General features: G+C 62.8%; 24 protein-coding genes. 13 read left to right on the top strand and 11 right to left on the bottom strand.

Translation table 11 applies throughout. From position 1 onward, the window contains the following. A partial coding sequence (gene ahpF, locus UF78_RS00005; RefSeq protein ID WP_080890648.1) for an alkyl hydroperoxide reductase subunit F occupies window positions 1–1533 on the top strand: 1533 nt, incomplete at its 5' end. Between the two features lie 69 nt (window positions 1534–1602). Here ahpF and UF78_RS00010 read toward each other — a convergent pair. Genes UF78_RS00010 through glyQ form a run of 4 tightly spaced genes read right to left on the bottom strand, consistent with a single transcriptional unit; the run spans window position 1603 to window position 5882 of the window. Continuing rightward, window positions 1603–2340, bottom strand: a complete 738-nt coding sequence (locus UF78_RS00010) for a lysophospholipid acyltransferase family protein (RefSeq protein WP_045159958.1) — start codon at window positions 2338–2340, stop codon at window positions 1603–1605. Next, window positions 2337–2879 (bottom strand): D-glycero-beta-D-manno-heptose 1,7-bisphosphate 7-phosphatase, encoded by a 543-nt coding sequence (gmhB, locus tag UF78_RS00015; RefSeq protein ID WP_045159960.1) that lies wholly within the window; start codon window positions 2877–2879, stop codon window positions 2337–2339. The genes UF78_RS00010 and gmhB overlap by 4 nt, the downstream gene beginning before the upstream one ends. Before the next feature lie 4 nt (window positions 2880–2883). Further along, a complete protein-coding gene (glyS, locus tag UF78_RS00020) occupies window positions 2884–4938 on the bottom strand; it encodes a glycine--tRNA ligase subunit beta (protein ID WP_045159961.1) in 2055 nt (684 codons plus the stop codon). Then, on the bottom strand, window positions 4935–5882 hold the full coding sequence (gene glyQ, locus UF78_RS00025) for a glycine--tRNA ligase subunit alpha (RefSeq protein WP_045159962.1): 948 nt from the start codon (window positions 5880–5882) through the stop codon (window positions 4935–4937). Before glyQ ends, glyS begins: the two co-directional genes overlap by 4 nt. A gap of 136 nt (window positions 5883–6018) precedes the next feature. On the opposite strand from glyQ, the gene UF78_RS00030 reads away from it, so the two are divergent. The 3 genes from UF78_RS00030 to UF78_RS00040 all read left to right on the top strand — a co-directional run bounded on the left by UF78_RS00030 (window position 6019) and on the right by UF78_RS00040 (window position 7844). After that, the gene (locus tag UF78_RS00030) at window positions 6019–6585 is read left to right on the top strand and encodes a DNA-3-methyladenine glycosylase I (RefSeq protein WP_045159963.1); all 567 of its coding nucleotides are present in this window, start codon (window positions 6019–6021) and stop codon (window positions 6583–6585) included. Between the two features lie 75 nt (window positions 6586–6660). After that, window positions 6661–7548 carry a lysophospholipid acyltransferase gene (locus UF78_RS00035; RefSeq protein ID WP_045159964.1) on the top strand — a complete coding sequence of 296 codons (888 nt, stop codon included), beginning with the start codon at window positions 6661–6663 and terminating at the stop codon, window positions 7546–7548. A 29-nt stretch (window positions 7549–7577) separates the two neighbouring features. Then, window positions 7578–7844 (top strand): PilZ domain-containing protein, encoded by a 267-nt coding sequence (locus tag UF78_RS00040; RefSeq protein ID WP_045159965.1) that lies wholly within the window; start codon window positions 7578–7580, stop codon window positions 7842–7844. A gap of 40 nt (window positions 7845–7884) precedes the next feature. Here the strand turns inward: UF78_RS00040 and UF78_RS00045 are convergent, their stop codons facing one another. The 5 genes from UF78_RS00045 to ehuB form a co-directional block, all read right to left on the bottom strand. After that, entirely contained in the window at window positions 7885–8202 is a 318-nt protein-coding gene (locus UF78_RS00045) for a tetratricopeptide repeat protein (RefSeq protein WP_045159966.1), read from the bottom strand. 68 nt (window positions 8203–8270) lie between these two features. Continuing rightward, window positions 8271–9050, bottom strand: coding sequence for an ectoine/hydroxyectoine ABC transporter ATP-binding protein EhuA (gene ehuA, locus UF78_RS00050; RefSeq protein WP_045160034.1), 780 nt, complete (start codon window positions 9048–9050; stop codon window positions 8271–8273). A 56-nt stretch (window positions 9051–9106) separates the two neighbouring features. Continuing rightward, window positions 9107–9766: an ectoine/hydroxyectoine ABC transporter permease subunit EhuD gene (ehuD, locus tag UF78_RS00055; RefSeq protein ID WP_045159967.1), complete on the bottom strand. Its 660-nt coding sequence runs from the start codon at window positions 9764–9766 to the stop codon at window positions 9107–9109. After that, the gene (gene ehuC / locus UF78_RS00060; RefSeq protein ID WP_045159968.1) at window positions 9763–10422 is read right to left on the bottom strand and encodes an ectoine/hydroxyectoine ABC transporter permease subunit EhuC; all 660 of its coding nucleotides are present in this window, start codon (window positions 10420–10422) and stop codon (window positions 9763–9765) included. The genes ehuD and ehuC overlap by 4 nt, the downstream gene beginning before the upstream one ends. 82 nt (window positions 10423–10504) lie before the next feature. Continuing rightward, complete coding sequence (gene ehuB, locus UF78_RS00065; protein WP_045160035.1) at window positions 10505–11356, bottom strand: ectoine/hydroxyectoine ABC transporter substrate-binding protein EhuB; 852 nt, start codon at window positions 11354–11356, stop codon at window positions 10505–10507. Between the two features lie 245 nt (window positions 11357–11601). On the opposite strand from ehuB, the gene UF78_RS00070 reads away from it, so the two are divergent. From UF78_RS00070 to UF78_RS00110, 9 genes are all read left to right on the top strand, one after another. Continuing rightward, window positions 11602–13011 carry a PLP-dependent aminotransferase family protein gene (locus UF78_RS00070; protein WP_045159969.1) on the top strand — a complete coding sequence of 470 codons (1410 nt, stop codon included), beginning with the start codon at window positions 11602–11604 and terminating at the stop codon, window positions 13009–13011. Window positions 13012–13188: 177 nt separating this feature from the next. Next, window positions 13189–14160, top strand: a complete 972-nt coding sequence (gene eutB, locus UF78_RS00075; RefSeq protein WP_045159970.1) for a hydroxyectoine utilization dehydratase EutB — start codon at window positions 13189–13191, stop codon at window positions 14158–14160. 60 nt (window positions 14161–14220) lie between these two features. Further along, a complete protein-coding gene (locus tag UF78_RS00080) occupies window positions 14221–15204 on the top strand; it encodes a cyclodeaminase (protein ID WP_045159971.1) in 984 nt (327 codons plus the stop codon). Window positions 15205–15305: 101 nt separating this feature from the next. Beyond that, a complete protein-coding gene (gene doeA / locus UF78_RS00085) occupies window positions 15306–16496 on the top strand; it encodes an ectoine hydrolase DoeA (RefSeq protein WP_045159973.1) in 1191 nt (396 codons plus the stop codon). Between the two features lie 3 nt (window positions 16497–16499). Continuing rightward, window positions 16500–17504 (top strand): N(2)-acetyl-L-2,4-diaminobutanoate deacetylase DoeB, encoded by a 1005-nt coding sequence (doeB, locus tag UF78_RS00090; RefSeq protein ID WP_045159974.1) that lies wholly within the window; start codon window positions 16500–16502, stop codon window positions 17502–17504. Between the two features lie 117 nt (window positions 17505–17621). Continuing rightward, entirely contained in the window at window positions 17622–18128 is a 507-nt protein-coding gene (locus UF78_RS00095; protein ID WP_045159975.1) for an Lrp/AsnC family transcriptional regulator, read from the top strand. A gap of 111 nt (window positions 18129–18239) precedes the next feature. Beyond that, window positions 18240–18893, top strand: a complete 654-nt coding sequence (locus UF78_RS00100) for a 7-cyano-7-deazaguanine/7-aminomethyl-7-deazaguanine transporter (RefSeq protein ID WP_045159976.1) — start codon at window positions 18240–18242, stop codon at window positions 18891–18893. A 219-nt stretch (window positions 18894–19112) separates the two neighbouring features. Further along, window positions 19113–20576, top strand: coding sequence for an NAD-dependent succinate-semialdehyde dehydrogenase (locus tag UF78_RS00105; protein ID WP_045159977.1), 1464 nt, complete (start codon window positions 19113–19115; stop codon window positions 20574–20576). 494 nt (window positions 20577–21070) lie between these two features. Next, window positions 21071–22450 (top strand): aspartate aminotransferase family protein, encoded by a 1380-nt coding sequence (locus UF78_RS00110; protein ID WP_045159978.1) that lies wholly within the window; start codon window positions 21071–21073, stop codon window positions 22448–22450. 2 nt (window positions 22451–22452) lie between these two features. Here UF78_RS00110 and trkA read toward each other — a convergent pair whose 3' ends face one another. Further along, window positions 22453–23826 (bottom strand): Trk system potassium transporter TrkA, encoded by a 1374-nt coding sequence (trkA, locus tag UF78_RS00115; protein ID WP_045159979.1) that lies wholly within the window; start codon window positions 23824–23826, stop codon window positions 22453–22455. 67 nt (window positions 23827–23893) lie between these two features. Continuing rightward, on the bottom strand, window positions 23894–25216 hold the full coding sequence (gene rsmB / locus UF78_RS00120; RefSeq protein WP_045160036.1) for a 16S rRNA (cytosine(967)-C(5))-methyltransferase RsmB: 1323 nt from the start codon (window positions 25214–25216) through the stop codon (window positions 23894–23896).

Consider the following 25216-nt stretch of genomic DNA (forward strand, 5'->3'; position numbering starts at 1 on the left):
ACCTATCTGGAAAAGGTCACCCAGCCGTTCGAGATCGTCGCGTCCCTCGGTGACGGCGAGAAGTCCCAGGAAATGCTCGAGCTGCTGGAAGAGATCACCAGCCTGAGCGACAAGATCACCCTGCGTACTGACGGCGATGACGTGCGTCGCCCCTCGTTCGCGCTCAACCGTATCGGCGGCAATATCAGCCTGCGCTTCGCTGGCATCCCGATGGGACATGAATTCACCTCCTTGGTCCTCGCCCTGCTGCAAGTCGGCGGTCATCCGTCCAAGACTGCGCCGGAGATCATCGAACAGATCAAGAACCTCGACGGCGAGTACCGTTTCGAAACCTACTTCTCGCTGTCCTGCCAGAACTGCCCGGACGTGGTCCAGGCGCTGAACCTGATGGCGGTGCTCAACCCCAACATCCATCATGTCGCCATTGATGGTGCACTGTTCCAGGAAGAGGTCACGGTGCGCCAGGTCATGTCCGTGCCGAGCATCTATCTCAACGGTGAGCTGTTCGGCCAGGGGCGCATGGGTGAGGAAGAAATCCTCGCCAAGCTCGACACCGGCGCTTCGGCGCGTGATGCCGAGAAGCTCAGCGCCAAGGAACCGTTTGACGTACTCGTCGTTGGTGGTGGACCAGCCGGTGCCGCAGCGGCCATATATGCCGCGCGCAAGGGCATCCGTACCGGTGTCGCGGCCGAGCGTTTCGGTGGTCAGGTGCTCGATACCATGGCCATCGAGAACTTCATCTCGGTGAACGAGACCGAAGGCCCGAAACTGGCCCGTGCGCTGGAAAACCATGTGCGCGAATACGACGTCGACATCATGAACCTGCAGCGCGCAGCCCAGCTGATCCCGGCCTCGAACCAAGGCGGCCTGCATGAGATCAAACTGGAGAATGGCGGCTCGCTGAAGGCCAAGACCCTGATCCTGGCCACCGGTGCGCGGTGGCGCGAGATGAACGTGCCCGGTGAACAGGAATACCGTGGGCGCGGTGTCGCCTACTGTCCGCACTGCGACGGCCCGCTGTTCAAGGGCAAGCGCGTGGCGGTGATCGGTGGCGGCAACTCGGGTGTCGAAGCGGCCATCGACCTGGCCGGCATCGTCGCTCAGGTGACCCTGCTCGAGTTCGACAGCCAACTGCGCGCCGATGCCGTGCTGCAGAAGAAGCTCTACAGCCTGCCGAACGTCAGCGTGATCACCAGCGCGCTGACCAGCGAAGTCACCGGCGACGGCCAGAAGGTCAACGGGTTGATCTACAAGGACCGCAACTCCAGCGAGTTTCATGAGCTGGAGCTGGAAGGCATCTTCGTACAGATCGGCCTGTTGCCCAACTCCGACTGGCTGAAAGGCACCGTGGAGCTGACTTCACGTGGCGAGATCATCGTCGATGCGCGTGGCGAGACCTCCTTGCCGGGCATCTTTGCCGCCGGCGACGTCACCACCGTGCCGTACAAGCAGATCGTCATCGCCGTCGGCGAAGGCGCCAAGGCCTCGCTGAGTGCCTTCGACCACCTGATCCGCAGCTCCGTCGACGACTGAGCACAGCGCTAACGAAAAAGGGGAAGCAGACGTCCGTCTGCTTCCCCTTTTTTTGCTTCCCGTCCTGGCTCAGGCGCTGCTTTCAAGTTCCATGACCTGTTGGTTGACCCAGTCCTCGGCGCGCTGATTGAGCTGGGCGACCGCGCGCGGTCCTTCGCTTTCGGCCTGCATCGCCGGACCGATGACCACCCGAATGGTCCCAGGCCGCTTGCCCCAGCCCGACTTCGGCCAGAAGGTCCCGGCATTATGTGCGATCGGCAGCACTGGCAGCTTGGCGTTGACCGCCAACGCCGCTCCGCTGCGAGAGAACTTGGCCGCCTGGCCAACCGGAACGCGAGTGCCCTCAGGGAATATCAGCACCCAGGCGCCCTGCTCCAGCCGCTCCTGGCCCTGCTTGGCGACCTGGCGCAACGCCGCCTTGGGGTTGTCGCGGTCGATGGCGATGGGTTTGAGCAGCATGATCGCCCAGCCGAAGAACGGCACATAGAGCAGTTCACGTTTGAGTACCTGGCTCAGCGGTTCGAAATACGCCGAGAGAAAGAAGGTTTCCCAAGTACTCTGGTGCTTGGAGAGGATCACGCAGGGCCTGTCTGGAATGTTTTCTTGACCGCTCACTTCGTAACGTAAGCCAATAACGGTCTTAGCCAACCAGACGGCGCTGCGACACCAAGTCTGCACCACGAATCGGTAGCGCGTACGGAACGACATGAACGGCGCGAAGACCAGGCTGACCAGACACCAGGCGAAGGCGGTGAACGCCAATAAGAAGTAGAACAGCGCGATGCGTACAGGCAGCAAAACGCTCATCGTTTGGTTCTCAGTAAATGATCGGCCACTGCCGCAAGATCATCGAACACCTGCGTTCCCGGTGGCAGTGTTCCTTCCAGGGTTTTGACGCCTTTACCGGTGCGCACGAGATAAGGCACGCCCCCGAGGCACATTCCTGCATGAAGGTCCCGATGGCTGTCACCAACGACCGGCACACCCTTGAGATCTTCCAAATGAAAATGCTCGGCGATTGTCTGGAATAACCCAGGTAACGGCTTACGACAATCGCAGCCGTCATCCGGGCCATGGGGGCAATGCACGATCAGGTCAATGTGTCCGCCCTGCTCCATTGCCAGCTGCTGCATTTTGAAATGCATGTCGCTGAGTGTGGAGGCGTCGAACATGCCGCGAGCCAGGCCGGACTGGTTGGTGGCGACCGCCACCGTCCAGCCGGCTTTGCATAATCGTGCTATGGCTTCCAGTGAACCCGGAATGGGGATCCATTCGTCCAGAGTTTTGACGTACGCATCGGAGTCTTCGTTAATGACGCCGTCGCGGTCGAGAACGATCAGTTTCACCGGCTTAGCCAAGTGTGGAAATATCGGCAACGCCAAGGAACAACCCCCTCAACCTGGCTAGCAAGGCATAGCGGTTGGCTCGCACCGAAGCGTCTTCGGCATTGACCAGTACCGCTTCGAAAAACGCGTCCACCGGTCCGCGCAGGTGCGCCAGCCGTTCGAGCATTTCCCGATACTGACGCGCGGTGGCCAATGGCAGCACGGCCTGCTCGGCCTGCTGCAGCGCCGAGTACAGTGAAAACTCGGTGGCATTGTCGAAATAGCGAGGCTCGACGGTTTCCGGCAGTTTCGCTTCGAACTTGCTCAGCAAATTCGACACACGCTTGTTTGCCGCCGCCAGGGCTTCGGCTTCCGGTAGATTGCGGAACGCCTGTACCGCCTGCACTCGCTGATCGAAATCCAACGCCGATCCGGGCTGCACGGCGCGTACCGACAGGTACGAGGCGACATCGACGCCTTCGTCCTCGTAGCGTGCCCGCAGGCGATCGAAGACAAACTCCAAGACCTGATCGGACAGCCCAGCGGTCTTGACTTGATTGCCGAACTGGCCGATGGAAAAGCGCACCGCCTCCACCAGATCGAGATCAAGCTGTTTTTCGATCAGGATGCGCAAGATACCCAGCGCCGCGCGACGAAGCGCGTAAGGGTCCTTGCTGCCGGTGGGGAGCATGCCGATGCCGAAAATGCCGACCAGGGTGTCCAGCTTGTCGGCGACTGCCAGTACCGCGCCGGTATGGGTAGAAGGCAGCTCGGCACCCGCACCGCGCGGCATGTATTGCTCGTTCAACGCCAGGGCCACATCGTTGGGCTCGCCGCCATTGAGGGCATAGTAATAACCGGCGATGCCTTGCATTTCCGGAAACTCACCGACCATTTCGGTTGCGAGGTCACACTTGCTGAGCAGTCCGGCACGGGCCGCCCATTGCGCGTTGCCCTCCGTGCGCTCGGCGATAAAGGCGGCGAGCCTTGAAACCCGCACCGCCTTGTCGTACACCGTGCCCAGTTGCGCCTGGAAGATTACGTTCTTCAACCGTTCGTTGAAGCTGTCCAGCGGCTGCTTCTTGTCCTGTTTGAAGAAGAACTCCGCATCGGTCAGACGTGGACGGACGACCTTCTCGTTACCCGCGACGATCTGCGCCGGGTCTCTGGATTCGATGTTGGCCACGGTGATGAAACGCGGCAGCAACTTGCCATTGGCATCTAGCAGGCAGAAGTACTTCTGGTTGTCCTGCATGGTAGTGATCAGCGCTTCCTGCGGAACTTCAAGGAAGCGCTCCTCGAACGAGCACACCAGCGGCACCGGCCATTCGACCAGTGCGGTGACTTCGTCCAGCAGCGCCGGCGGCACGATGGCGCTGCCGTTCTGCTCGCCAGCCAGTTGCTCGACACGCTTGGCGATCAGCTCACGGCGTTCGGTGAAATCGGCGATTACCCGGGCGCCGCGCAGATCTTCCAGATAGCTTGTCGGCTTGGAAATGCGCACCGGGCCGGGGCTATGGAAACGATGGCCCCGGGATTCGCGACCGGCGCGTTGGGTGAGGATCGTGCAGTCTATGACCTGGTCACCCAACAGCATCACCAGCCACTGGGTCGGCCGGACGAACTCTTCCTTGCGTGCGGCCCAGCGCATGCGTTTGGGAATCGGCAGCTCGCTCAACGAGGTTTCGACGATACCGGGCAACAGCTCAGCAGTCGCCTGGCCGGGTATCGAGCGGCTGTATCTGAGTTTCGGACCGCTGCGATCGATCTCAGCGAGGTCGACGCCGCATTTACGGGCAAAACCCAACGCGGCCTGAGTGGGCTCGCCTTCGGCGTCGAAAGCGGCCTGCAACGGTGGCCCGTCGAGGTTGATGCTGCGATCCGGCTGCTCGCTTTCGAGCTGCTCGATCAGCACGGCGAGACGTCGTGGCGCAGCGAATGCCTGTACCCGCCCATGCGAGAGGCCGGCGTCTTTCAAGCCTTTTTCGATGCCTGAGCGGAAGGCGTCAGACAGCTTGCCCAAGGCCTTGGGTGGCAACTCTTCGGTGCCGAGCTCGACCAGGAAATCCAGTGCACTCATTCTGCAGCCTCCAGCTTGGCCAGTACTTCGTCACGCAGGTCGGGGGTGGCCATGGGGAAGCCGAGTTTGGCACGTGCCTGCAGGTAGCTCTGCGCTACTGCCCGCGCCAGCGCCCGTACGCGCAGGATGTACTGCTGACGCGCCGTCACCGAGATGGCGCGCCGCGCATCCAGCAGATTGAAGGTATGCGAGGCCTTCAACACCATTTCATAGGTGGGTAACGGTAGCTCCAGTTCGATCAGCCGGTTAGCCTCCGACTCGTAGAAATCGAAGAGCTCGAACAGCTTGTCTACGTTGGCGTGTTCGAAGTTATAGGTGGACTGCTCCACTTCGTTCTGGTGGAACACGTCGCCGTAAGTGACGGTACCGAACGGGCCGTCTGTCCAGATCAGGTCGTAGACCGAGTCGACGCCCTGCAGGTACATGGCCAGACGCTCCAGGCCATAGGTGATCTCGCCGGTGACCGGGTAGCACTCGATCCCGCCGACCTGCTGGAAGTAGGTGAACTGGGTGACTTCCATGCCGTTCAGCCAGACTTCCCAGCCGAGCCCCCACGCGCCCAATGTCGGCGATTCCCAGTTGTCCTCAACGAAGCGTACGTCGTGCACCAACGTATCTACGCCGATGTGGCGCAGGGATCCGAGGTACAGCTCCTGGATATTGTCGGGATTCGGTTTGAGCACTACCTGAAACTGGTAATAGTGCTGCAGGCGGTTGGGGTTTTCACCGTAACGGCCATCGGCCGGACGGCGCGAAGGCTGGACATAGGCTGCGTTCCAGGTCTCTGGACCCACGGCACGCAAGAACGTGGCGGTGTGGAATGTACCGGCGCCCACTTCCATGTCATAGGGTTGCAGAACGATGCAACCCTGCTCTGCCCAATAGCTTTGCAGGGCGAGGATCAGGTCTTGGAAGGTGCGCACGGCAGGCGTAGGCTGGGTCAAAATTTCACCTGTGCTGGCTTCGACAGAAAGCCTCGGAGTATACCCGATAACGGCTCCGGCCCGTTGTAGCGCGTGCCTTCTGGCAGGCGTTGGTAAACAACCCCCTCTGCTCGTCGCCCTTCGAAGGACTAGAAAAATGCCGCGTTGCGCCTGGTGTAGCGATGATCCGCTGTATATCCAATATCACGACAGTGAGTGGGGTGTTCCGACCCGCGACCCCCAGGTCCTGTTCGAATTTCTCATTCTTGAGGCCTTTCAGGCCGGGCTGTCATGGATCACGGTCCTGCGCAAGCGCGAGCGCTATCGCCAGGTCCTGTTCGGTTTCGACCCCCAGCGCCTGGCACAGATGACGGATGCTGAAATCGATGAGCGCATGCTCGACCCCGGCATCATTCGCAACCGACGAAAACTCGAAGCGGCACGGCGCAACGCCCAGCTGTGGCTTGAGCTGGAGGATCCGGTCGGCTGGTTGTGGTCGTTCGTCGGTGGGCGGCCGAAGGTCAACCATTTCGAGTCGATCAAGCAGGTACCGGCGGTGACAGCCGAAGCCGAGGCGATGAGTCGCGCATTGAAGAAGGCCGGCTTCAGCTTCGTGGGCCCGACGATCTGCTACGCCTACATGCAGGCCTGCGGCATGGTCATGGACCACACCACCAACTGTGATCGCTACGCGCTGCTGACCGATACATCGACCCGTACGTAGCGGCCAGGCGGGCGGACGAGTAGCGCAGCGCCCGAAGCAGTTACACTAGCGGCTTTGATTTTTCGGGAGAGATCCTTGGACAAGTTCAAAGGTGCGCTGGTGGTCGGCTTCCTGCGCCTGTTCGCGCTGCTGCCCTGGCGTGCGGTACAGGGTCTGGGCGGCTTCATCGGCTGGTTGATGTGGAAGTTGCCCAACCGTTCTCGTGAGGTTGCCCGAACCAACCTGAGCAAGTGCTTTCCCGAGCTTGACGCCGCCGAACAGGAACGGCTGTTGCGGCACGGTCTGCAGCAGATCGGCAGAACCTTCACCGAAAGTGCCTGTGCCTGGATCTGGCCAGCGGAAAAGACGTTGCGTCTGGTCAGGCAGGTCGAAGGACTGGAGGTGCTGGAAAATGCTTTGGCATCCGGTAAGGGGGTCGTGGGTATCACCAGCCATCTGGGTAATTGGGAAGTGCTCAATCACTTCTATTGCGCGCAGTGCAAGCCGATCATTTTCTACCGTCCGCCGAAGCTTAAGGCTGTGGATGACCTTTTGCAGCGCCAACGGGTCCAGCTGGGTAACAAGGTTGCGCCTTCGACTCGCGAGGGCATCATCAGCGTCATCAAGGAAGTCCGCAGGGGGGGCGCCGTCGGCATTCCGGCCGATCCGGAACCCAGTGAAGGTGCCGGTGTATTCGTGCCCTTTCTCGGCACGCAGGCGCTGACCAGCAAGTTCGTGCCCGGTATGCTCACGGGTGGCAAGGCCACCGGGGTATTTCTCCATGCGTTGCGCCTGGAGGATGGTTCAGGCTACAAGGTGATTCTCGAAGCGGCGCCGCCGGCGATGTACGACGAGAACGTCGAGGTCGCGGTCGCTGCCATGAGCGGCGTCATCGAGCGCTACGTGCGCACCTGGCCGAGCCAATACATGTGGACCATGAAACGTTTCAAGAAACGCCCGGCAGGCGAACGCCGCTGGTACTGACCACCAGCTAACGAACAAGGGAACGTCAGATGTCAAACCAGCGACAGCACCCGCGCTCACCCATGAAATGTCGAATACGCATCGCCCATGAATCCTTTGGCGAGGTGTTTGCGCATACCCGCGATTTATCGGATGGCGGTGTCTACGTCAAACATCCGCAGCTGACTGAGTTGCGGCTCGGGATGGTCGTCACTGGTCAGGTGCAGGATCTGCCTATCCCGGCGCCTGTTCTGCAGATGGAAGTGATGCGCGTCGATGCCGAGGGGGTCGGCTTGCGCTTCATTCAGGACACCTGAACGAGGTGATGCTGCCGCACGGCGGGTCTCGCCAGCGACGCTAGGCCCCGGCCTGCTTGTTCAGTTTGCGCAGGAATACCGTCATTTCCTTCTCGGCCTGCTTGTCACCGTGCGCTTGCGCGGCGATCAGGCCTTGCTTCCAGGCATGACGGGCTCCATTGAGGTTGCCGTCGGCCTGTAGCGCTTTGCCGAGCAGCTTCCAGGCAGCCGAATATTTGGGATCCTGCTCGACGCAGCGCTGCAGATGGTCAGCGGCCCGAGCCGCGTCACCGGCGTCCAGATAACCCTTGCCGAGGCCAAAGCGCAGCATGGAATTATCCATACCTTTGGCGAGCATCTTTTCCAGCGATTCGAGCATGGCTTCCTCTTGGCCGCGGGGCGGCAGTACCGGTGCAAAGGCGCGGGCCGGCCCACCGTCGCCGAAAGCTAGCTTGCCTGGGTGACCGCGCTAAGAAATTCCTGAGTGCGCAGTTCCCGCGGATTGCCGAACAGCTCGTCCGGCGTGCCCTGTTCGTGAATGCGGCCCTCGTTGAAGAAGCATACCCGGTCGGCGAACTCCCGGGCGAAGCCCATCTGATGGGTGACCATCAACATGGTCAGGTTGTGCTCGTCCCCCAGCCGCCGAATGACATTGAGCACCTCTCCGCAGAGCTCCGGATCCAGCGCCGAGGTCACCTCGTCGAACAGCATCACCCGTGGCCGCATGGCCATGGCGCGGGCAATGGCGACACGCTGCTGCTGGCCGCCTGACAGCTGCGCCGGGTAATGCTCGAGCTTGTCCTCCAGTCCCACCATGGCCAGCAATTCATCCGCGCGTTCACGGGCTTCGTTTTTCGATAGCCCGAGGACTTGTACCGGTGCTTCCATCACGTTCTGCCGAGCGTTCATGTGCGGAAACAGGTTGAAGCTCTGGAATACCATGCCCACCTTGCCGCGCACATGGCGTTGGTAACGGCCACTGGCCGGCACCAAATGACCATCGGATGCCGGCATATGGGTCAATGGCTCACCGTCGACTTCGATGACGCCATCATCGATCGTCTCCAGGGTCATCAGCGCCCGCAGCAGGGTCGATTTACCCGAGCCGCTGGGGCCGATGATGGCGACCTTCTCGCCGTTGGCGACCTCCAGATCGAGATGGTCGAGTACGGTGAGGTCGCCGTAGCGCTTGGTCACCTGGTCGAAGCGCACCAGTGGCTCGGCCATCTCAGGGTTGCCATTGAAGGAGGTGTTCGGATTGGCGTCGAAATGCGGTGAAGTGTTCATCGGGCAAGCTCCAAGCGGTTTTCGAGGCGGCGGACGCACCAGGCCAGGGCCAGGCTTAGGATCAGGAAGAACAGGCCGACCATGGTGATCGGTTCCAGGTAGCGAAAGCTCTCTGAGCCGATGTTCTTGGCCTGCTGCATGATTTCGACCACGGTGATCGCCGAAAGCACCGGGGTGTCTTTCAACATCGCCACCAGATAGTTGCCCAGTGCTGGCAGTATCGGGCGCAGTGCTTGGGGCAGGATGACATCGCGGTAGGCGGTCGTCGGCTTCATATTCAGCGCAGTTACCGCCTCCCATTGGGCCCGAGGCACGGCATCGAGCCCGGCCCGGTAGACCTCTGCCGTATAGCAAGCATAGTGCACAGCAATGGCGACGATGCCGGCCTGTAGTGCGCTGAGGTTGATGCCGTAATTGGGAAAGACGTAAAACAGGAAGTAGGCCTGGATCAGCAACGGCGTGCTGCGGATGAATTCGATCAGGCCGGTAGCCGGCCAGGACAACCAGACTCGCTTGCTGCGGCGGGCTACGGCTAGTAACAGGCCGAGTACCACTGCAATGGCGAAGCCGCTGATGGTGATGCCAATCGTCTTCAGCGAAGCCTGGAGCAGCTGAGGCAGGATCTCCCAGGCGAACTGCCAATCAAAGAAGTTCATGCCAGGCCTCCTTTGATCCTACCGCGGCTGAGGCGCCGTTCAATCAGGCGCATGCCGAGGTTGATCGCCTGGGCCATGACGAAGTACATCACCAGCGCCATGCCGAAGATTTCAAGTGTCATGAAGGTCGCCTGATCCAGCTGGCGCGAACGGAACGCCAGATCGGAAATGGTGATCAGCGAGACCAGCGAAGTGTTTTTCAACAGCTCGATCAGCAGGTTGGTGCCAGGAGGGATAGCAGCCAGCAGCGCCTGCGGCAGGATAATCCGGGTAAAGCGTTTGAGTGGAGACATGTTTAACGCCACGCAGGCTTCATATTGCCCGCGTGCCACCGAGCGGATGGTGCCGCGCATGACTTCCGCGCCGTAGGCCCCGATATGCAGGCCAAGACCGAATACGGCGACTGTAAAAGCCGATAGTTCCACGTGGAACGGTGGCATCGGCAGCACGAAATACAACCAGAACAGCTGGACCAGCAGGGAAGTGCCGCGGAACACCTCGATATAGGCAATCGAGAACCAGCGCAGCGGAGCGAACGGTGACAGGCGCCCCAGCGCACCGAATACGGCGCATACAATCGCCAGTAGCGAGGCCCAGAAGGTGATCTGCAATGTCACCCAGGCGCCCTGAAACATGAGGGGGAGAAGTTCGCCCATAGGTTCGATACCTCTGTGCAGGAACGAAACCACACGAACGGATGGCACCGCACCGATTAGGGCGCGGCGCTCCGCTCGTGGATCACTGGGCGCAGAGCTGCGCGGCGGTCTTGTCGGTGACGTTGGACTCATCGAAGCCGAACGGTTCGACGGTCTTCAGATGGTCTTCGCTGCCGAGCCACTTCTTCAATTCGGCATTCACGGCGTCGCGCAGTGCGGTGTCCTCGGGGCGGAACGCCAGCGCACCGTAGCCGGTGTGTGACGGATCGTCCTTGAATTCACTGACCGCTTCGAGCGAGTCGCCACCCTTCTCGGCCAGACCTTTCATGGTCAGCTGAGTGCCCACCGCGGCATCGGCGCGACCGCTGCGCACCGCCTGAAGTTGTGCGGTGGTATCGGGTACCTGGAGGATGTGGTCATCGCTGATACCGCCGTCGCGGGCGTAGGCCAGGTTCACCGTCCCGGACATGATCGCCAGCTTGGCCCCGCTCTTGGCGATGTCCTCGTAACTATGCAGGTTCTTCGGGTTACCCGCTTTGACCAGCAGGGTGTCGGGCAACTGATATTGCGGGTCGGTGAAAATCACCTGCTTGCAACGCTCGGGTGTGATGTACATGCCGGCGGCGATCAGGTCGAAGCGTCCGGCACGCAGGCCGGGAATCAGCGAGCCCCATTCGGTGAGCACAGGATTGACGGTTTCGATGCCCATCCGCTGGAAGACCTTTTTTACGATTTCCGGCGATTCGCCAGTGACGCTGCCGTCAGTGGCGGTGTAGGCGAAGGGGGTTTCGTTGGCATAGCCGATGCGAACGCTGTTTTTTTCCTTGATTTCATCAAGGGTGTCGGCCTGGGCCAAGCCAGCAAGGGATAGACCGGCCAGTACAGCGGAGGTCAGCAGAACTTTGCCGAAACGGAATGGATGTGCGCGATTCATCATGAATTCTCCTGTGCTTTTTATGGGACGCAGGCAGGCCTGCTATTAGGAGGGCAGTTTCAAGAGCATCAGGACAGGGCATTCCCTGCCTCAGCGCGGCTTTGGACTTCTTTTTCGTAGAGGCGTGCGCCGCGTTTCGCCGACCGAGCATAGCAAAAGCCGTTTTCTTCATGGGATTGCACTAGGACAATTGCATGACACTGCGCTTGCGTCGATCCTGTCGGCTCGACTGAAGGTGGATCGTCATGCGCAACTGGAAACAGGCCTTGCTCGCTGCCCGTAGCGGCGCGTCGAAATACAAGCTGCTGGTTACCGCCATCGCAACCGACATCGAGCAGGGTAACCTGCACGACGGCCAGCGCCTGCCGCCGCAGCGCTTGCTCGCCGAGCAGCTGGATATCAGCGTGCAAACGGTGACCAATGCCTACAAAGAGTTGGAGCGTCAGGGCTGGGTGCGCTGTGAGGTCGGGCGCGGCAGCTTCGTCAGTCGGCGCATCAGCGAACGCGTCGCCAGCTCCATGCTCGACCGCGGCGAGAATTCGCTGCTGGACTTCTCCACGGCGCGCATCGTTCGCACCGAGGCCCATGACCGCCTGTGGCGGCAGACCTGCGAGGAGCTGGCGGCCGAGCACGAGCAACCCTGGATTCACGCCTGTCGGCCGATCGCTGGCTTCGAGCATCACCGCGAAGTCGGCGTGCAATGGCTCGCTGGGCTGGGCTTGAAGGTAGAGTTGCAGGATCTGTTGCTGACCAATGGAACCTCCCACGCCATCTTTCTCGCCCTCGCCTCACTGGCTGGACCGGACGATCTGGTTCTTTGCGAAAACTGTACCGATCACGGCGTAATCGGTACCGCCCAGGTGCTCGGCTTCACCCTGCAAGGTGTCGAGACCGACCGCCATGGTCTCGATCCGGAGCATTTCGAAGACCTGTGCGGCAACGAGCGAGTCACCGCGCTGGTCTGCACGCCGAACCTGAACAACCCCACCAGCACCATAATGCCGGACGTGCGTCGCCGCGAAATTGCCGAGATCGCCCGCCGCTACGGCGTCTATGTGATCGAGGACGACGTTTACGGCCCGCTGCTCGGCGAGCACCGCGACGCCTTGCCGATCAGCCATTACCTGCCTGAGTTGTCGTTCTACTGCACCAGCCTGACCAAGTCGGTGCTCACCGGCCTGCGCATCGGTTACCTGGCCATGCCTCGGCGATTGGCCCTGCGCACCGAGAGCATCCTGCGGGTGAACAGCTGGATGGCCGCGCCACTGCTGGGCGAGATCGCCACACGCTGGATCGAGCGTGGTCAGGCCAACGAACTGGTGCGTTTGCAGCGTGAGCTGATCGCCTCCCGTCAGGCCGCGGTGACCGCCGAGTTGGGCGATTACCTGCGCGGCAGCCATCCGGCCTCCCTCAGCGCCTGGCTCAATGTGCCTGAACATTGGGAGCTGGATGCGCTGCAGCATGAACTGCGCCGCCGCGAGATTGCCCTGACTCTGCCTGACCCCTTTCTGCCGCCCGGTACCCGACGGCCCCGGGCGATGCGTCTTTGCGTAGGCGCCGAATGCGACGAAGAACGGCTGCGTGAGGGATTGTGCAGCATCCGCGAAGTCTTCGAGCAGTTCCCGGAGATTCACGAATTTCGCGGCGCGCGTTGAAAGCGAGCCCACCGTGCACCAACGGGTCGCGCTCGCAGGCTTTAGAGCCCGAGATCAGGGCGCATCAGGGCTTAGATCGGCACAATATGAGGGGCGAAAAAAAAAGAGTCCTAGTACATTGGGCTGGTGAAATCAGCGCTCCTACACTCGGCCGCATTCACCATCGGAATGTTCGCCATGCAGCCGATTCTTCTCGACCACCTCTTCGACGCACGCGAGCTCATTTGCGGCCTCGTCCGGGAAACACCTCTGGAGCGTTCGGCGTCGCTCAGCCGGCTGGCCGGCGTACCGGTGTGGTTGAAGCTGGAATCGCAGCAGGCGACCGGAAGCTTCAAGCTCCGTGGCGCAAGTCATGCGGTCGCGCAGTTGTCGGAAACGCAGAAGCGCCTCGGCGTGGTCACCGCCTCCACCGGCAACCATGGTCGGGCGCTCGCCTTCGCGGCGGCGCAGCAGGAGGTCAGAGCGATCGTTTGCCTGTCGCAACTGGTGCCGCAAAACAAGGTGCAGGCGATCCGCGAGCTGGGCGCCGAAGTGGTCATTGTCGGTCACAGCCAGGACGACGCCCAGGTCGAGGCCGAACGCATCGCCCGTGAGCAGGGCGCTGCCTTCATCCCGCCTTTCGACCATCCACACGTCATTGCCGGCCAGGGCACGCTCGGCTTGGAAATCCTCGAGCAGTGCCCCGAAGTCGCTGAAGTGCTGGTGCCGCTGTCCGGCGGTGGATTGTTTGCCGGTGTCGCCCTGGGCATCAAGCGTCAGCGACCGGAGATCCGCGTTCATGGCATCAGCATGCGCCGTGGCGCGGCGATGCACGCCAGCCTCGAGGCTGGCCATCCGGTCGAGGTCGAAGAGCGCCCCAGCCTGGCCGATTCACTCGGCGGCGGCATCGGCCTGAACAATCGCTACACCTTCGGCCTCGTTCGCGAGCTGGCCGACCAAATCCATTTGCTCGACGAGCCGGCCATTGCCGCTGGCATCCGTCATGCCTACCACGAGGAACGGCTGGTGATCGAAGGCGCCGCGGCCGTCGGCATCGCCGCTCTGCTCGAGCATTCGATCAAGCCGCGCGGATCGGTGGTCATTGTCATCAGCGGCCGTAACGTGGATACCGGACAGCACTTACGCGTGCTCAACGGCAGCAACGAATAAACAATCCAAGCCCCTCAACCCTGCTACCGGTGCGTCCGGTGTACTCCGATGGAGATCAACATGGCCGAGACCGTCCTGCTCAGCGAAACCGATCTCCGCGCCTGCCTGGCACTCGATTTGGCCAGCCTCGACGCGGTCGAACAAGCGTTCCGTCTGCTCGCCACCGCGGCGGTGGCGATGCCGCCGATCCTGCGCCTGGACATTCCCGAGCATAACGGCGAGGTCGACGTGAAGACCGCGTACCTGCCCGGTCTGCCGCGTTTTGCCATCAAGGTCAGCCCCGGCTTCTTCGACAATCCGGCGCTCGGCTTGCCGAGCCTGAACGGGCTGATGATGCTGTTCTCGGCGCGTACCGGCCTGCTCGACGCTCTGTTGCTGGATAACGGCTTCCTCACGGCGGTACGCACGGCCGCGGCCGGCGCAATAGCCGCGAAATGGTTGAGCCGGGCGGATTCGAGCCGCGTCGCCATTCTCGGTGCCGGCGAACAGGCGCGTTTGCAGCTGGCGGCCTTGCGGCTGGTGCGCGACGTTCGCGAAGTGCGCATCTGGGCGCGCGATCCGGCGAAGGCGGCGGTGTTCGCCGGCGAGCTGGAGGGCGTCGAGGCGCGGGTCGCGGATAATGTCGACGCCGCCATGGACGGCGTTGACATTGCCATCACCACCACGCCCAGCCGCACGCCACTGATCCAGGCGCATCATCTGCAGCCGGGCCTGCACATCACCGCCATGGGCTCGGACGCCGAGCACAAGAACGAGATCGCCGCCGCCGCCCTCGCCGCCTGCGATCTCTATGTCGCCGACCGTCTGAGCCAGACCCGGGGGCTCGGTGAATTGCACCACGCGCTGGCAGCAGGTGTGGTGGACGACGAGTCTGATTTCGCCGAACTCGGCCAGGTGATCGCCAGGCAGCACCCCGGGCGCACCTCGGTCGGCCAGGTCACCCTCTGCGACCTGACCGGCACCGGCGCACAGGACACCGCCATCGCCAGCTTCGCCTTCGACCGGGCGCGTGCGGCTGGAAGGGGATTCATCTTCAACCCCTGATCTTCAGACGCGAGCCTACTCGCGCTCGGGCCGCACGCTGCGGCTCGCGAGCCAGCTCGCCCCTGCAGAGCAAGCGCGGTCCATCCACGAGGGCAAAGAAGATGTCCGAAATCGTCGTCAATCTCCCGTTCAGCCGGGAGGAATATGCGGTGCGCATCATGCGGGTTCGCCAGGCCATGGCCGCCCGCGGTATCGAGCTGCTGATCATCACCGACCCGTCGAACATGGCCTGGCTGACCGGCTACGACGGCTGGTCGTTCTACGTGCACCAATGCGTGTTGCTGGCGCTCGAAGGCGACCCGCTGTGGTTCGGTCGCGACCAGGACGCCAACGGCGCACGCCGCACGGTGTTCATGGGTGATGACGATATCGTCGGCTATCCGGATCACTACGTGCAGTCCAGCGTACGTCATCCGATGGACTATCTTTCGCGCGACGTGATCGCCGCGCGCGGTTGGGACCGACTGGCCATCGGCGTGGAGATGGACAACTACTACTTCAGTGCGGCCGCCTTTCGCTCGCTGCAGCAGCACCTGCCGCACACGCAATTCTTCGACGCCACCGCCCTGGTCAACTGGCGACGAGCGGTCAAATCGCCGCAGGAGATCGAGTACATGCGCGTCGCCGCGCGGATCGTCCAGCGCATGCACGAGACGATTTATGAGCGTATCGAACCGGGGCTGCGCAAGAACGAGCTGGTCGCCGATATCTACCGCGCCGGCATCCTCGGGGTCGAGGGCCACGGTGGTGACTATCCGGCAATCGTGCCCTTGCTGCCGACCGGAGCCGACGCCAGTGCGCCACATCTGACCTGGAACGACAACCCGTTCCGACTGGGCGCCGGCACCTTCTTCGAGATAGCCGGCTGCTACAAGCGCTACCACTGCCCGCTGTCGCGCACCATCTACCTGGGCAAACCGCCGGCGCACATTCTCGAGGCCGAACAGGCGGTGGTCGAGGGTATCTCCGCGGGCCTCGCAGTGGCGCGTCCGGGCAATACCACCGGCGATATCGCCCGCGCCTTCCTCAAGGTGCTCGACAAGTTCGACATCCAGAAGGACAGCCGCTGCGGCTACCCCATCGGTATCAGTTACCCGCCGGATTGGGGCGAGCGGACCATGAGCTTGCGCCCGAGCGATGAAAGCGTGCTCGAGCCGGGCATGACCTTCCATTTCATTCCCGGGTTGTGGATGGACGATTGGGGGTTGGAAATCACCGAGAGCATCCTGATCACCGAGACCGGGATGGAAACCTTCTGCGACTTGCCCCGCAAGCTTTACGTCAAGGACTGAGCCATGAGCGAAACGCTGCTGCGCAATCCCATCAGCCCCACCGTCGACTTCGAGCGTGACGGCGTGCAGCACGGCTATCTGCGCCTGCCCTACTCGCGCGACGACTCGGCCTGGGGCGCGGTGATGATCCCGATCAGTGTGGTGAAGAACGGCGTGGGGCCCACCGCGCTGTTCACCGGTGGCAACCACGGCGACGAGTACGAAGGCCCGCTGGCGCTAAGCAAGCTGGCCGCAAGCCTCGACCCGGCGCGCGTGCAAGGGCGGGTGATCATCGTGCCGTTCATGAATGCGCCAGCGGTATGGGCCGGTACTCGTACCTCGCCGATTGACCAGGGCAATCTGAACCGCAGTTTTCCCGGCCGCCCGGATGGCAGCGTGACGCAGAAGATCGCTGATTACTTCCAGCGCAGCCTGCTACCGCTGGCGGATCTCGTGCTGGATATCCATTCCGGTGGTAAAACCCTCGACTTCCTGCCCTTCGCCGCCTGTCACGTGCTGCCGGACAAGGCCCAGCAGGCGCGCTGCGAGGCCGGCATGCGCGCTTTCGCGGCGCCCTACTGCATGCGCATGCTGGAGCAGGATGCGCTGGGCATGTACGACACCGCGGCCGAGGCGCAGGGCAAGGTTTTCGTCACCACCGAGCTCGGCGGTGGCGGCTCCATCAGCGCCTGGAGTCTGGCCATCGCCGAACGTGGCGTGCGAAACCTGTTGATCCATTTCGAACTGCTCGACGGCGAGTTCGAGCCGGCCGAGTCGGTGATGCTGGATATGCCGGACGGCGATTGCTACCTGTGCAGCGAGAGCGACGGGCTGCTCGAGCTGTGTAAGGATCTGGGCGAAACCGTGCAGCAAGGCGAGCTGGTGGCGCGGGTGCACGATGTGCGCCGTACCGGTGCCGCGCCGGTGGAGTACCGAGCACGGCGCAGCGGCCTGATCAGCGCCCGACACTTTCCGGGACGAGTGCAAAGCGGCGATACGTTGGCGGTGATCGCCGAGGTGGTAGGGTGAGGGCGCTGTGCAGCGGCCCTTCGCCCGCCGCTGTGGCGGCCATCCTCATTCGCCTTTTTGCCGGAGGGCGAACGTCAACTGCAGCGCTAACGGCCAGGGCATCGAGAAGGAGAGTTCATGCACAAGCTCGACCGCTATGACCTGAAGATCCTGCGCATCCTGTCCGGGGATGGCCGCATCACCAAGTCGGCGCTGGCCGAGGCCATCAACCTGTCGGTGACCCCGGCCTGGGAGCGGGTACGCAAACTCGAGGCCGCCGGGTTGGTGCGCGGCTATCGTGCGCTGATCGACTGGGGCGCACTGTTCCGGACGCAGCAGGTGCTGGTGGAGATCAGCCTGGCGCGGCACACCGCACAGGACATGCGTCGCTTCGAGCAGCGCCTGGCCGAGGCTCCGGAGGTCGCCTTCTGCTACGCCACCGGCGGCGGTATCGACTACATCGCGATGATCCGCGCCCGCGATGTCGACCACTACCAGCGCTTCATCGACCAGTTACTGCTGGAGGATCTGGGCATCGAGCGCTACTACACCTATATCGTTACCAAGAGCGTAAAGCGCGACGAAGGAGGCCCGCCGGCAGGGCTCGATGATGAGCGCTCGGCGCCGAACAGCGAGGCGTTCTGACCAGCGCGTCTGTACCGCAGGGTCGGTTTGCCCCTAGAATGCGCGCCGCCTCGGCCCTGTTGGCTCGGCAAATGGGTTCCCTCACCCCATCACGTTCAAAAAGGACATACCATGCTGCAGATCCCTTCGTCGGTCCGCCGGGTCACCCTCGCCGGTCTGATCGCCTTCCACATCCTCATCATCATCGCCAGTAACTACCTGGTGCAGTTGCCGATCACCCTGTTCGGCTGGCATACCACCTGGGGCGCGTTCAGCTTCCCGTTCATCTTCCTGGCCACCGACTTGACCGTGCGCCTGCTCGGCAAGGGCCCGGCGCGGCAGGTGATAGCGCGGGTCATGGTCCCGGCGCTGGTGGCGTCCTACGTGGTCTCGGTGTTGTTCCACCAGGGGGCGTTCAGTGGTTTCGCGGCGCTCGGCGAGTTCAACCTGTTCGTGTTCCGCATCGCCATTGCCAGCTTTCTCGCCTACGTCTTCGGTCAGATTCTCGACATTCAGGTATTCGACCGGCTGCGGGGACTGCGCCAGTGGTGGGTAGCGCCCAGTGCCTCGACCATATTCGGCAATCTGCTGGACACCTTTGTGTTCTTCTCCATTGCCTTCTGGCACAGCGACGATCCGTTCATGGCGGCCAACTGGGTAGAGATCGCCAGCGTCGACTATGTGATCAAGCTGGCCGTCAGCCTGGCGCTGTTCGTGCCGCTTTACGGCGTGTTGCTCAATGCCATCGTGCGCATGCTGCCGCAGCAGAAGACCGCTACCGCATAAACGGCCGCCTCGGCCAAAGCGCAAAAAGCGCTTTGGCTCCTACCCGTAGGGTGGAAAACGGCGAAGCCTTTTCCACCGCAGGCCTCCAGCCTCCAGGCTTTTCTTGTTTGCCCATCGCCAAACAGAAAAATCCACCCGCCAATCGAGCCGCTACAGAAAAACTCCCAAGCCGCCCTTCCCTAGCATGTCTCCCATGCCCATCGGCCCGGAGACACTGCCATGTCGCTCAAACACCCCCTGCTGCTGAAATCGCTTTGCTACGTGGACGGGCAATGGGTGCACAACCCCAGCGGCGCCAGCATCGCCGTGCACAACCCGGCCAGCCAGGCCGAGATCGGTCATGTACCGATGCTTGAGTGCGAGCAGATCGTCGCCGCGGTGGATGCCGCCGAACGGGCCTTTGCGTCCTGGCGCCTGCGAAGCCTGGATGAGCGGGCGGCCCTTATGCAGCGCTGGGCCGCGCTGATCCTGCAACACCAGGAGGACCTGGCGGCGATCCTCTGCGAGGAACAAGGCAAGCCGCTGGCCGAGGCGCGAGGCGAGATTCGCTACGCCGCCAGTTTCATTCCCTGGTTCGCCGAGGAAGCCCGGCGGCTCTATGGGCGGACCATCCCGAGCCATATCGTCGATGCCGAGTTGAGCACTCTGAGGGAGCCGGTCGGCGTCTGCGCCCTGCTCACGCCATGGAATTTCCCCAGCGCGATGATCACCCGCAAGGCCGCTGCGGCGCTCGCGGCCGGCTGTACGGTGGTGGTCAAGCCAGCGCATGAAACGCCCTACTCGGCCTTCGCCCTGGCTCAGCTCGCCGAAGAGGCGGGCCTGCCGGCTGGCGTGTTCAATGTGGTACTGGGCGAACCGCAAACGGTCATGGAAACCCTGGTACGGGACCCGCGTGTGCGTTCAGTGAGCTTCACCGGCTCGACCCGGGTCGGTCGCTTGATACTGGAGGCTGCCGCCCCCGGGGTGAAAAAAGTGGCTCTGGAACTGGGCGGTAATGCGCCCCTGATCGTCTGCGAAGATGCCGATCTCGAGCACGCCGTGCAGGTGGCGCTGGACGCCAAGTTCCAAACATCCGGTCAGGACTGTTGCGCAGCCAACCGCATCCTCGTCCAGCGACCCGTTTATGAAGCGTTCCTGATGCGCTTTGCCCGCGCCGTGCGTGAGTTGCGCGTTGGCCCTGGCGCGGATGAGCGCAGTCAGATCGGCCCGTTGATGCACCAGGCGGCCTTCGACGCCACCGCCGCGCGGGTCGCCGACGCGCTCGACAAAGGCGCTCGGTTGCTGGCCGGCGGCGAGCCCCACGCGCTCGGCGGCTGGTTCTGGCAGCCGACGCTGCTGGCTGATGTCACCACCGACATGCGGATCTACCGCGAAGAAAATTTCGCTCCGATCGCCGGTGTGTTGCCGTTCGACAGCCTGGATGAGGCGGTCGGCATGGCCAACGACACTGAATACGGGCTGGCGGCCTACATCTGCTCGAATCGGCTGGACCTCGTTCACCCACTCATCCGTCGGCTTGATCACGCGATGGTCGCGGTCAACGGCACCAAATTCACCGGCCACCCGATCCCGTTCGGTGGCATGAAAGCCTCCGGCCTCGGCCGTGAGGGCGGCAGCGAGGGCTTCGAGCCCTTCGTCGAGACCAAGTACGTCTGCATCCACCATCAAGGTCAGCGTTACTGATGGCCTGGTGGGTCGGGCGAAGCTGTGGCACTGAGTTGGCGCAATGCTCGGGTCGCTTGCGCGGGAGCTCCCGGCATCGGGGGCGAAGCTTTTCGGACTCTGAGTTGGCGCCATTCGGCGCGAGGTTGCGCCTCCCACAAAGGTGCGCCGTGCATTGTTTTTTTCGTGGGAGGCCCGGCCCCGGGCCGAAGCTTTTCGGGCGCCGGGTTGGCGCCATTCGGCGCGAGGTCGCGCCTCCCACAAGGGGGGCGCCATGCATTGCTTTTTTCGTGGGAGGCCCGACCCCGGGCCGAAGCTTTTCGGACTCCGGGTTGGCGCCGCTCGCCGCGGGTCGCGCCTCCCACAGAACCTGGCCACTAGCCGAAGAGCCAACACCAAACTGGCGGACCGAAAACAGCCTGCCAGACAAGCCGAGCCATTTCCGCCCTTAAGGGTGGGTCAGGATGAGGGAAGCGGAATCCGAGCCCCATCCATCACCGCAAAAGGAGAAGCCCATGAGCCATGACTACGACACCCTCTTCGCCCAGGATCGTGCCCACTTCATGCACCCGTCCACCCATGCCCACGACCATGCCAGCGGGGCGCTCCAAGGGCGCATTGTTACCGGCGCCTCGGGCATCCGTATCCGTGACCACGAAGGCCGCGAGCTGATCGACGCTTTCGCCGGGCTGTACTGCGTGAACATCGGTTATGGCCGCACCGAGGTGGCCGAGGCCATCTACCAGCAAGCCAAGGAACTGGCCTACTACCACACCTACGTCGGCCACTCGACCGAGGCCATCATCGAACTGTCGCGGCGCATCATCGACTGGGCGCCCGAGGGTATGAAGAAGGTCTATTACGGCCTCTCCGGCTCGGATGCCAACGAGACCCAGATCAAGCTGGTGCGCTATTACAACAACGTGCTCGGCCGCCCGCAGAAGAAAAAGATCATCTCCCGTCAGCGCGGCTATCACGGCTCGGGAATCATGACCGGCAGCCTGACCGGCCTGGCCAGTTTCCATCAGCACTTCGATCTGCCACACGCGGACATCAAGCACGCCGCCTGCCCGCACTTCTACAAAGCCCCGGCCGGCATGGACGAAGCGGCCTTCGTGCGCCATTGCGTAGATGACCTGGAGCAACTGATCGAGCGCGAAGGGCCTGACACGGTCGCTGCCTTCATCGGCGAACCGGTGATGGGCACTGGCGGCATCATCGTCCCACCCAAGGGTTACTGGGAGGCGATCCAGGCGGTGCTGGCGAAATACGACATCCTCTTGATCGCCGACGAGGTGGTCTGTGCCTTCGGCCGTCTGGGTACGCCAATGGGCAGCCAGCTGTTCGGCATGAAGCCGGACCTGATCACCACGGCCAAAGGCCTGACCAGTGCCTACGCACCGTTATCGGCGGTGATCGTCGGCGAAAAAGTATGGGATGCGATAGACGAAGCCTCGACCCGTGACGGCGCCATGGGGCACGGCTGGACCTACTCTGGGCACCCGATCTGTGCCGCCGCGGCGCTGGCGAATCTGGACATCCTGGAAAAGGAGAACATTCCCGGCAATGCCGCTGAAGTGGGTGCCTATCTCAATGCTCAGCTGCGCCAGACCTTCGAGCGCCATCCACTGGTCGGCGAGGTGCGCGGCATCGGCATGCTCGCGGCGCTCGAGTTCGTGGCTGACCGCAAGGGCCGTACGCCGTTCGATGCGGCACTGAAGGTCGGCCCGCGGGTCTCGGCCGCTTGCCTGGAGCGCGGTATGATTGCCCGCGCCATGCCGCAGGGCGACATCCTCGGCTTCGCCCCGCCCCTGGTATTGACCCAGGCGGAAGCGGATCAGGTCGTCGAGATCGCCAAAAGTGCGGTGGACGCGGTGGCTGCCGAGGTGCTCTGAATTCAGAAGAAGGTCAGGCCGGCCTGGAACAGCCGTTCTACATCGCGGATATGCTTCTTGTCGACGAGGAACAGGATCACATGATCGCCGGATTCGATGACGGTGTTGTCGTGGGCGATCAGCACCTCCTCGTCGCGAATCACCGCGCCGATGCTGGTGCCTGGCGGCAGACCGATCTTGCCGATGGCGCGGCCGACCACCTTGCTCGAGCGCGAATCGCCGTGGGCGATCACTTCGATGGCCTCCGCCGCGCCTCGACGCAGCGAGTGGGCGCTGACGATATCGCCGCGACGCACGTGGGTCAGCAAGGTGCCGATGGTGGCCAACTGCGGGCTGATGGCGATGTCGATCTCGCCGCCCTGGACCAGATCGACATAGGCTGGATTGTTGATGATGCACATCACCTTGCGCGCGCCGAGACGCTTGGCCAGCAACGACGACATGATGTTGGCTTCGTCGTCGTTGGTCAGCGCGAGGAAGACATCGGCGTCATTGATGTTCTCTTCCACCAGTAGATCGCGATCCGAGGCGCTGCCCTGAAGAATGATGGTGCTGTCGAGGGTGTCCGAAAGGTAGCGGCAGCGCGCCGGGTTCATCTCGATGATCTTCACCTGGTAGCGACTTTCGATGGCTTCGGCCAGTCGCTCGCCGATATGCCCGCCGCCGGCAATGACGATCCGCCGATAGGAATCATCGAGGCGGCGCATCTCGCTCATCACGGCGCGAATATGCCCACGGGCGGCGATGAAGAACACCTCGTCGTCGGCCTCGATCACCGTATCGCCCTGCGGCATGATCGCTTGGTTGCGGCGGAAGATCGCCGCCACGCGGGTGTCGACATTGGGCATGTGCTTGCGTAGTTGGCGCAATTCCTGGCCTACCAGCGGTCCGCCGTAGTAAGCGCGCACCGCCACCAATTGCGCCTTGCCTTCGGCAAAGTCGATCACCTGCAGCGAGCCGGGATGCTCGATCAGACGCTTGATGTAGTTGGTCACCACCTGCTCCGGGCTGATCAGCACGTCGACCGGAATCGCCTCGTTGCTGAACAGACCTGAGCGGGTCAGGTACGCCGACTCGCGTACCCGCGCAATCTTCGTCGGGGTGTGGAACAGGGTGTAGGCCACCTGACAGGCGACCATGTTGGTTTCGTCGCTGTTGGTCACCGCCACCAGCATGTCGGCATCGTCCGCACCCGCCTGGCGCAGCACGGTGGGAAACGAGCCGCGGCCGACCACGGTGCGAATGTCCAGGCGGTCGCCAAGATCGCGCAGACGATCGGCATCGGTGTCGACCACGGTGATGTCGTTGGCTTCGCTGGCGAGATTTTCGGCGAGCGTGCCGCCCACCTGCCCTGCACCGAGAATAATGATCTTCACGCGATCACTCCTGAAAGGCGGCAGGCCGCCGCATCCATGATTGGCCGAAGCATGCTGCCTGGCTCATTTACGAATTATGGCCATTGGGTTGGGCCGCGATTTTTATCAGTTTGGCGTAGTAGAAGCCGTCGTGGCCGTTTTCCTGCGGCAGCAACTGACGCCCATGGGACTGTTCGACACCGAAACCGCTCGGCAAATCCAGCTCACGGGCGCCAGGCATGCGCGCCAGGAAGGCCTCGATCACCTCGCGGTTCTCGGTCGGCAGCACCGAGCAGGTGGCGTACAACAGCACGCCACCGATTGCCAGCGTCGGCCACAGCGCGTCGAGCATCTCGCCCTGCAGGATCGCCAATGGCGCGATGTCGTCGGCCTGGCGGGCCAACTTGATGTCCGGATGGCGGCGGATGACCCCAGTCGCCGAGCAGGGGGCATCGAGCAGGATGCGCTGGAACGGTTGGCCGTCCCACCAAACCTCGGTCGCGCGGGCATCGGCCGCGACCAGTTTGGCCTGCAATTGCAGGCGGCTGAGGTTTTCCTGAACGCGCTGAAGGCGCTTAGGCTCAAGATCCAACGCGATGACCTCGGCCAGCGCCGGCTCGCGCTCGAGGATGTGACAGGTCTTGCCTCCGGGCGCGCAGCAGGCGTCCAGCACGCGCTGCCCCGGGGCGAGATCGAGCAGCCCGGCCGCGAGCTGCGCGGCTTCGTCCTGCACACTGACCCGCCCTTCGGCGAAGCCCGGCAATTGGTTGACGTCGCAGGCCGCGGCCAGGCGGATGCCGTCTTCACTGTGGGCGCAGGAAAAGGCTTCGAGGCCGGCGCTCTGCAGCTCGCCAAGGTAGGCGTCGCGCTGGGTCTGACGATGGTTGACCCGCAGCATCATCGGCGGATGAACGTTGTTCGCGGTGCAGATGGCCTGCCAGTGCTCGGGCCAGTGCGCCTTCAGCGATTTCTGTAGCCAGCGCGGATGGGCGAAGCGAATCACCGGGTCGTGTTCCAGTTCGGCGAGCAAGGCTTCGCCATCGCGCTGGGCATTGCGCAGCACCGCGTTGAGCAGGCCCTTGGCCCACGGCTTTCTCAGCTTTTCCACGCAGCCGACGGTTTCGCCGATGGCTGCGTGCGGCGGGATGCGGGTATAGAACAACTGGTAGAGACCGACCAGCAGCAGGGCTTCGACGTCGCGATCGGCGGCCTTGAATGGCTTTTGCAGCAGGCGCTCGGCAAGGCCAGCCAGGCGCGGTTGCCAGCGAGCAGCACCGAACGCCAATTCCTGGGTCAGACCACGATCACGGGCGTCGACCTTGCTCAGCACCTCGGGCAGGCTGCTGTTCAGCGAGGCCTTGCCGGACAGCACGGCGCTGAGCGCGCGCGCGGCGGCCAGACGCGGATTCAT

It is taken from the genome of Stutzerimonas stutzeri, from assembly GCF_000952685.1.
Taxonomy (GTDB): Bacteria; Pseudomonadota; Gammaproteobacteria; order Pseudomonadales; family Pseudomonadaceae; genus Stutzerimonas; species Stutzerimonas stutzeri_E.

What these genes read in the sequence shown, in the direction of transcription:
- UF78_RS00010 (WP_045159958.1), bottom strand. Translation starts at nt 2,340, where the DNA reads ATGAGCGTTTTGCTGCCTGTACGCATCGCGCTGTTCTACTTCTTATTG.
- glyS (WP_045159961.1), bottom strand. Translation starts at nt 4,938, where the DNA reads ATGAGTGCACTGGATTTCCTGGTCGAGCTCGGCACCGAAGAGTTGCCA.
- UF78_RS00030 (WP_045159963.1), top strand. Translation starts at nt 6,019, where the DNA reads ATGCCGCGTTGCGCCTGGTGTAGCGATGATCCGCTGTATATCCAATAT.
- UF78_RS00040 (WP_045159965.1), top strand. Translation starts at nt 7,578, where the DNA reads ATGTCAAACCAGCGACAGCACCCGCGCTCACCCATGAAATGTCGAATA.
- UF78_RS00045 (WP_045159966.1), bottom strand. Translation starts at nt 8,202, where the DNA reads ATGCTCGAATCGCTGGAAAAGATGCTCGCCAAAGGTATGGATAATTCC.
- ehuA (WP_045160034.1), bottom strand. Translation starts at nt 9,050, where the DNA reads ATGGCCGAGCCACTGGTGCGCTTCGACCAGGTGACCAAGCGCTACGGC.
- ehuD (WP_045159967.1), bottom strand. Translation starts at nt 9,766, where the DNA reads ATGAACTTCTTTGATTGGCAGTTCGCCTGGGAGATCCTGCCTCAGCTG.
- ehuC (WP_045159968.1), bottom strand. Translation starts at nt 10,422, where the DNA reads ATGGGCGAACTTCTCCCCCTCATGTTTCAGGGCGCCTGGGTGACATTG.
- ehuB (WP_045160035.1), bottom strand. Translation starts at nt 11,356, where the DNA reads ATGAATCGCGCACATCCATTCCGTTTCGGCAAAGTTCTGCTGACCTCC.
- UF78_RS00070 (WP_045159969.1), top strand. Translation starts at nt 11,602, where the DNA reads ATGCGCAACTGGAAACAGGCCTTGCTCGCTGCCCGTAGCGGCGCGTCG.
- eutB (WP_045159970.1), top strand. Translation starts at nt 13,189, where the DNA reads ATGCAGCCGATTCTTCTCGACCACCTCTTCGACGCACGCGAGCTCATT.
- UF78_RS00080 (WP_045159971.1), top strand. Translation starts at nt 14,221, where the DNA reads ATGGCCGAGACCGTCCTGCTCAGCGAAACCGATCTCCGCGCCTGCCTG.
- doeA (WP_045159973.1), top strand. Translation starts at nt 15,306, where the DNA reads ATGTCCGAAATCGTCGTCAATCTCCCGTTCAGCCGGGAGGAATATGCG.
- doeB (WP_045159974.1), top strand. Translation starts at nt 16,500, where the DNA reads ATGAGCGAAACGCTGCTGCGCAATCCCATCAGCCCCACCGTCGACTTC.
- UF78_RS00095 (WP_045159975.1), top strand. Translation starts at nt 17,622, where the DNA reads ATGCACAAGCTCGACCGCTATGACCTGAAGATCCTGCGCATCCTGTCC.
- UF78_RS00100 (WP_045159976.1), top strand. Translation starts at nt 18,240, where the DNA reads ATGCTGCAGATCCCTTCGTCGGTCCGCCGGGTCACCCTCGCCGGTCTG.
- UF78_RS00105 (WP_045159977.1), top strand. Translation starts at nt 19,113, where the DNA reads ATGTCGCTCAAACACCCCCTGCTGCTGAAATCGCTTTGCTACGTGGAC.
- UF78_RS00110 (WP_045159978.1), top strand. Translation starts at nt 21,071, where the DNA reads ATGAGCCATGACTACGACACCCTCTTCGCCCAGGATCGTGCCCACTTC.
- rsmB (WP_045160036.1), bottom strand. Translation starts at nt 25,216, where the DNA reads ATGAATCCGCGTCTGGCCGCCGCGCGCGCGCTCAGCGCCGTGCTGTCC.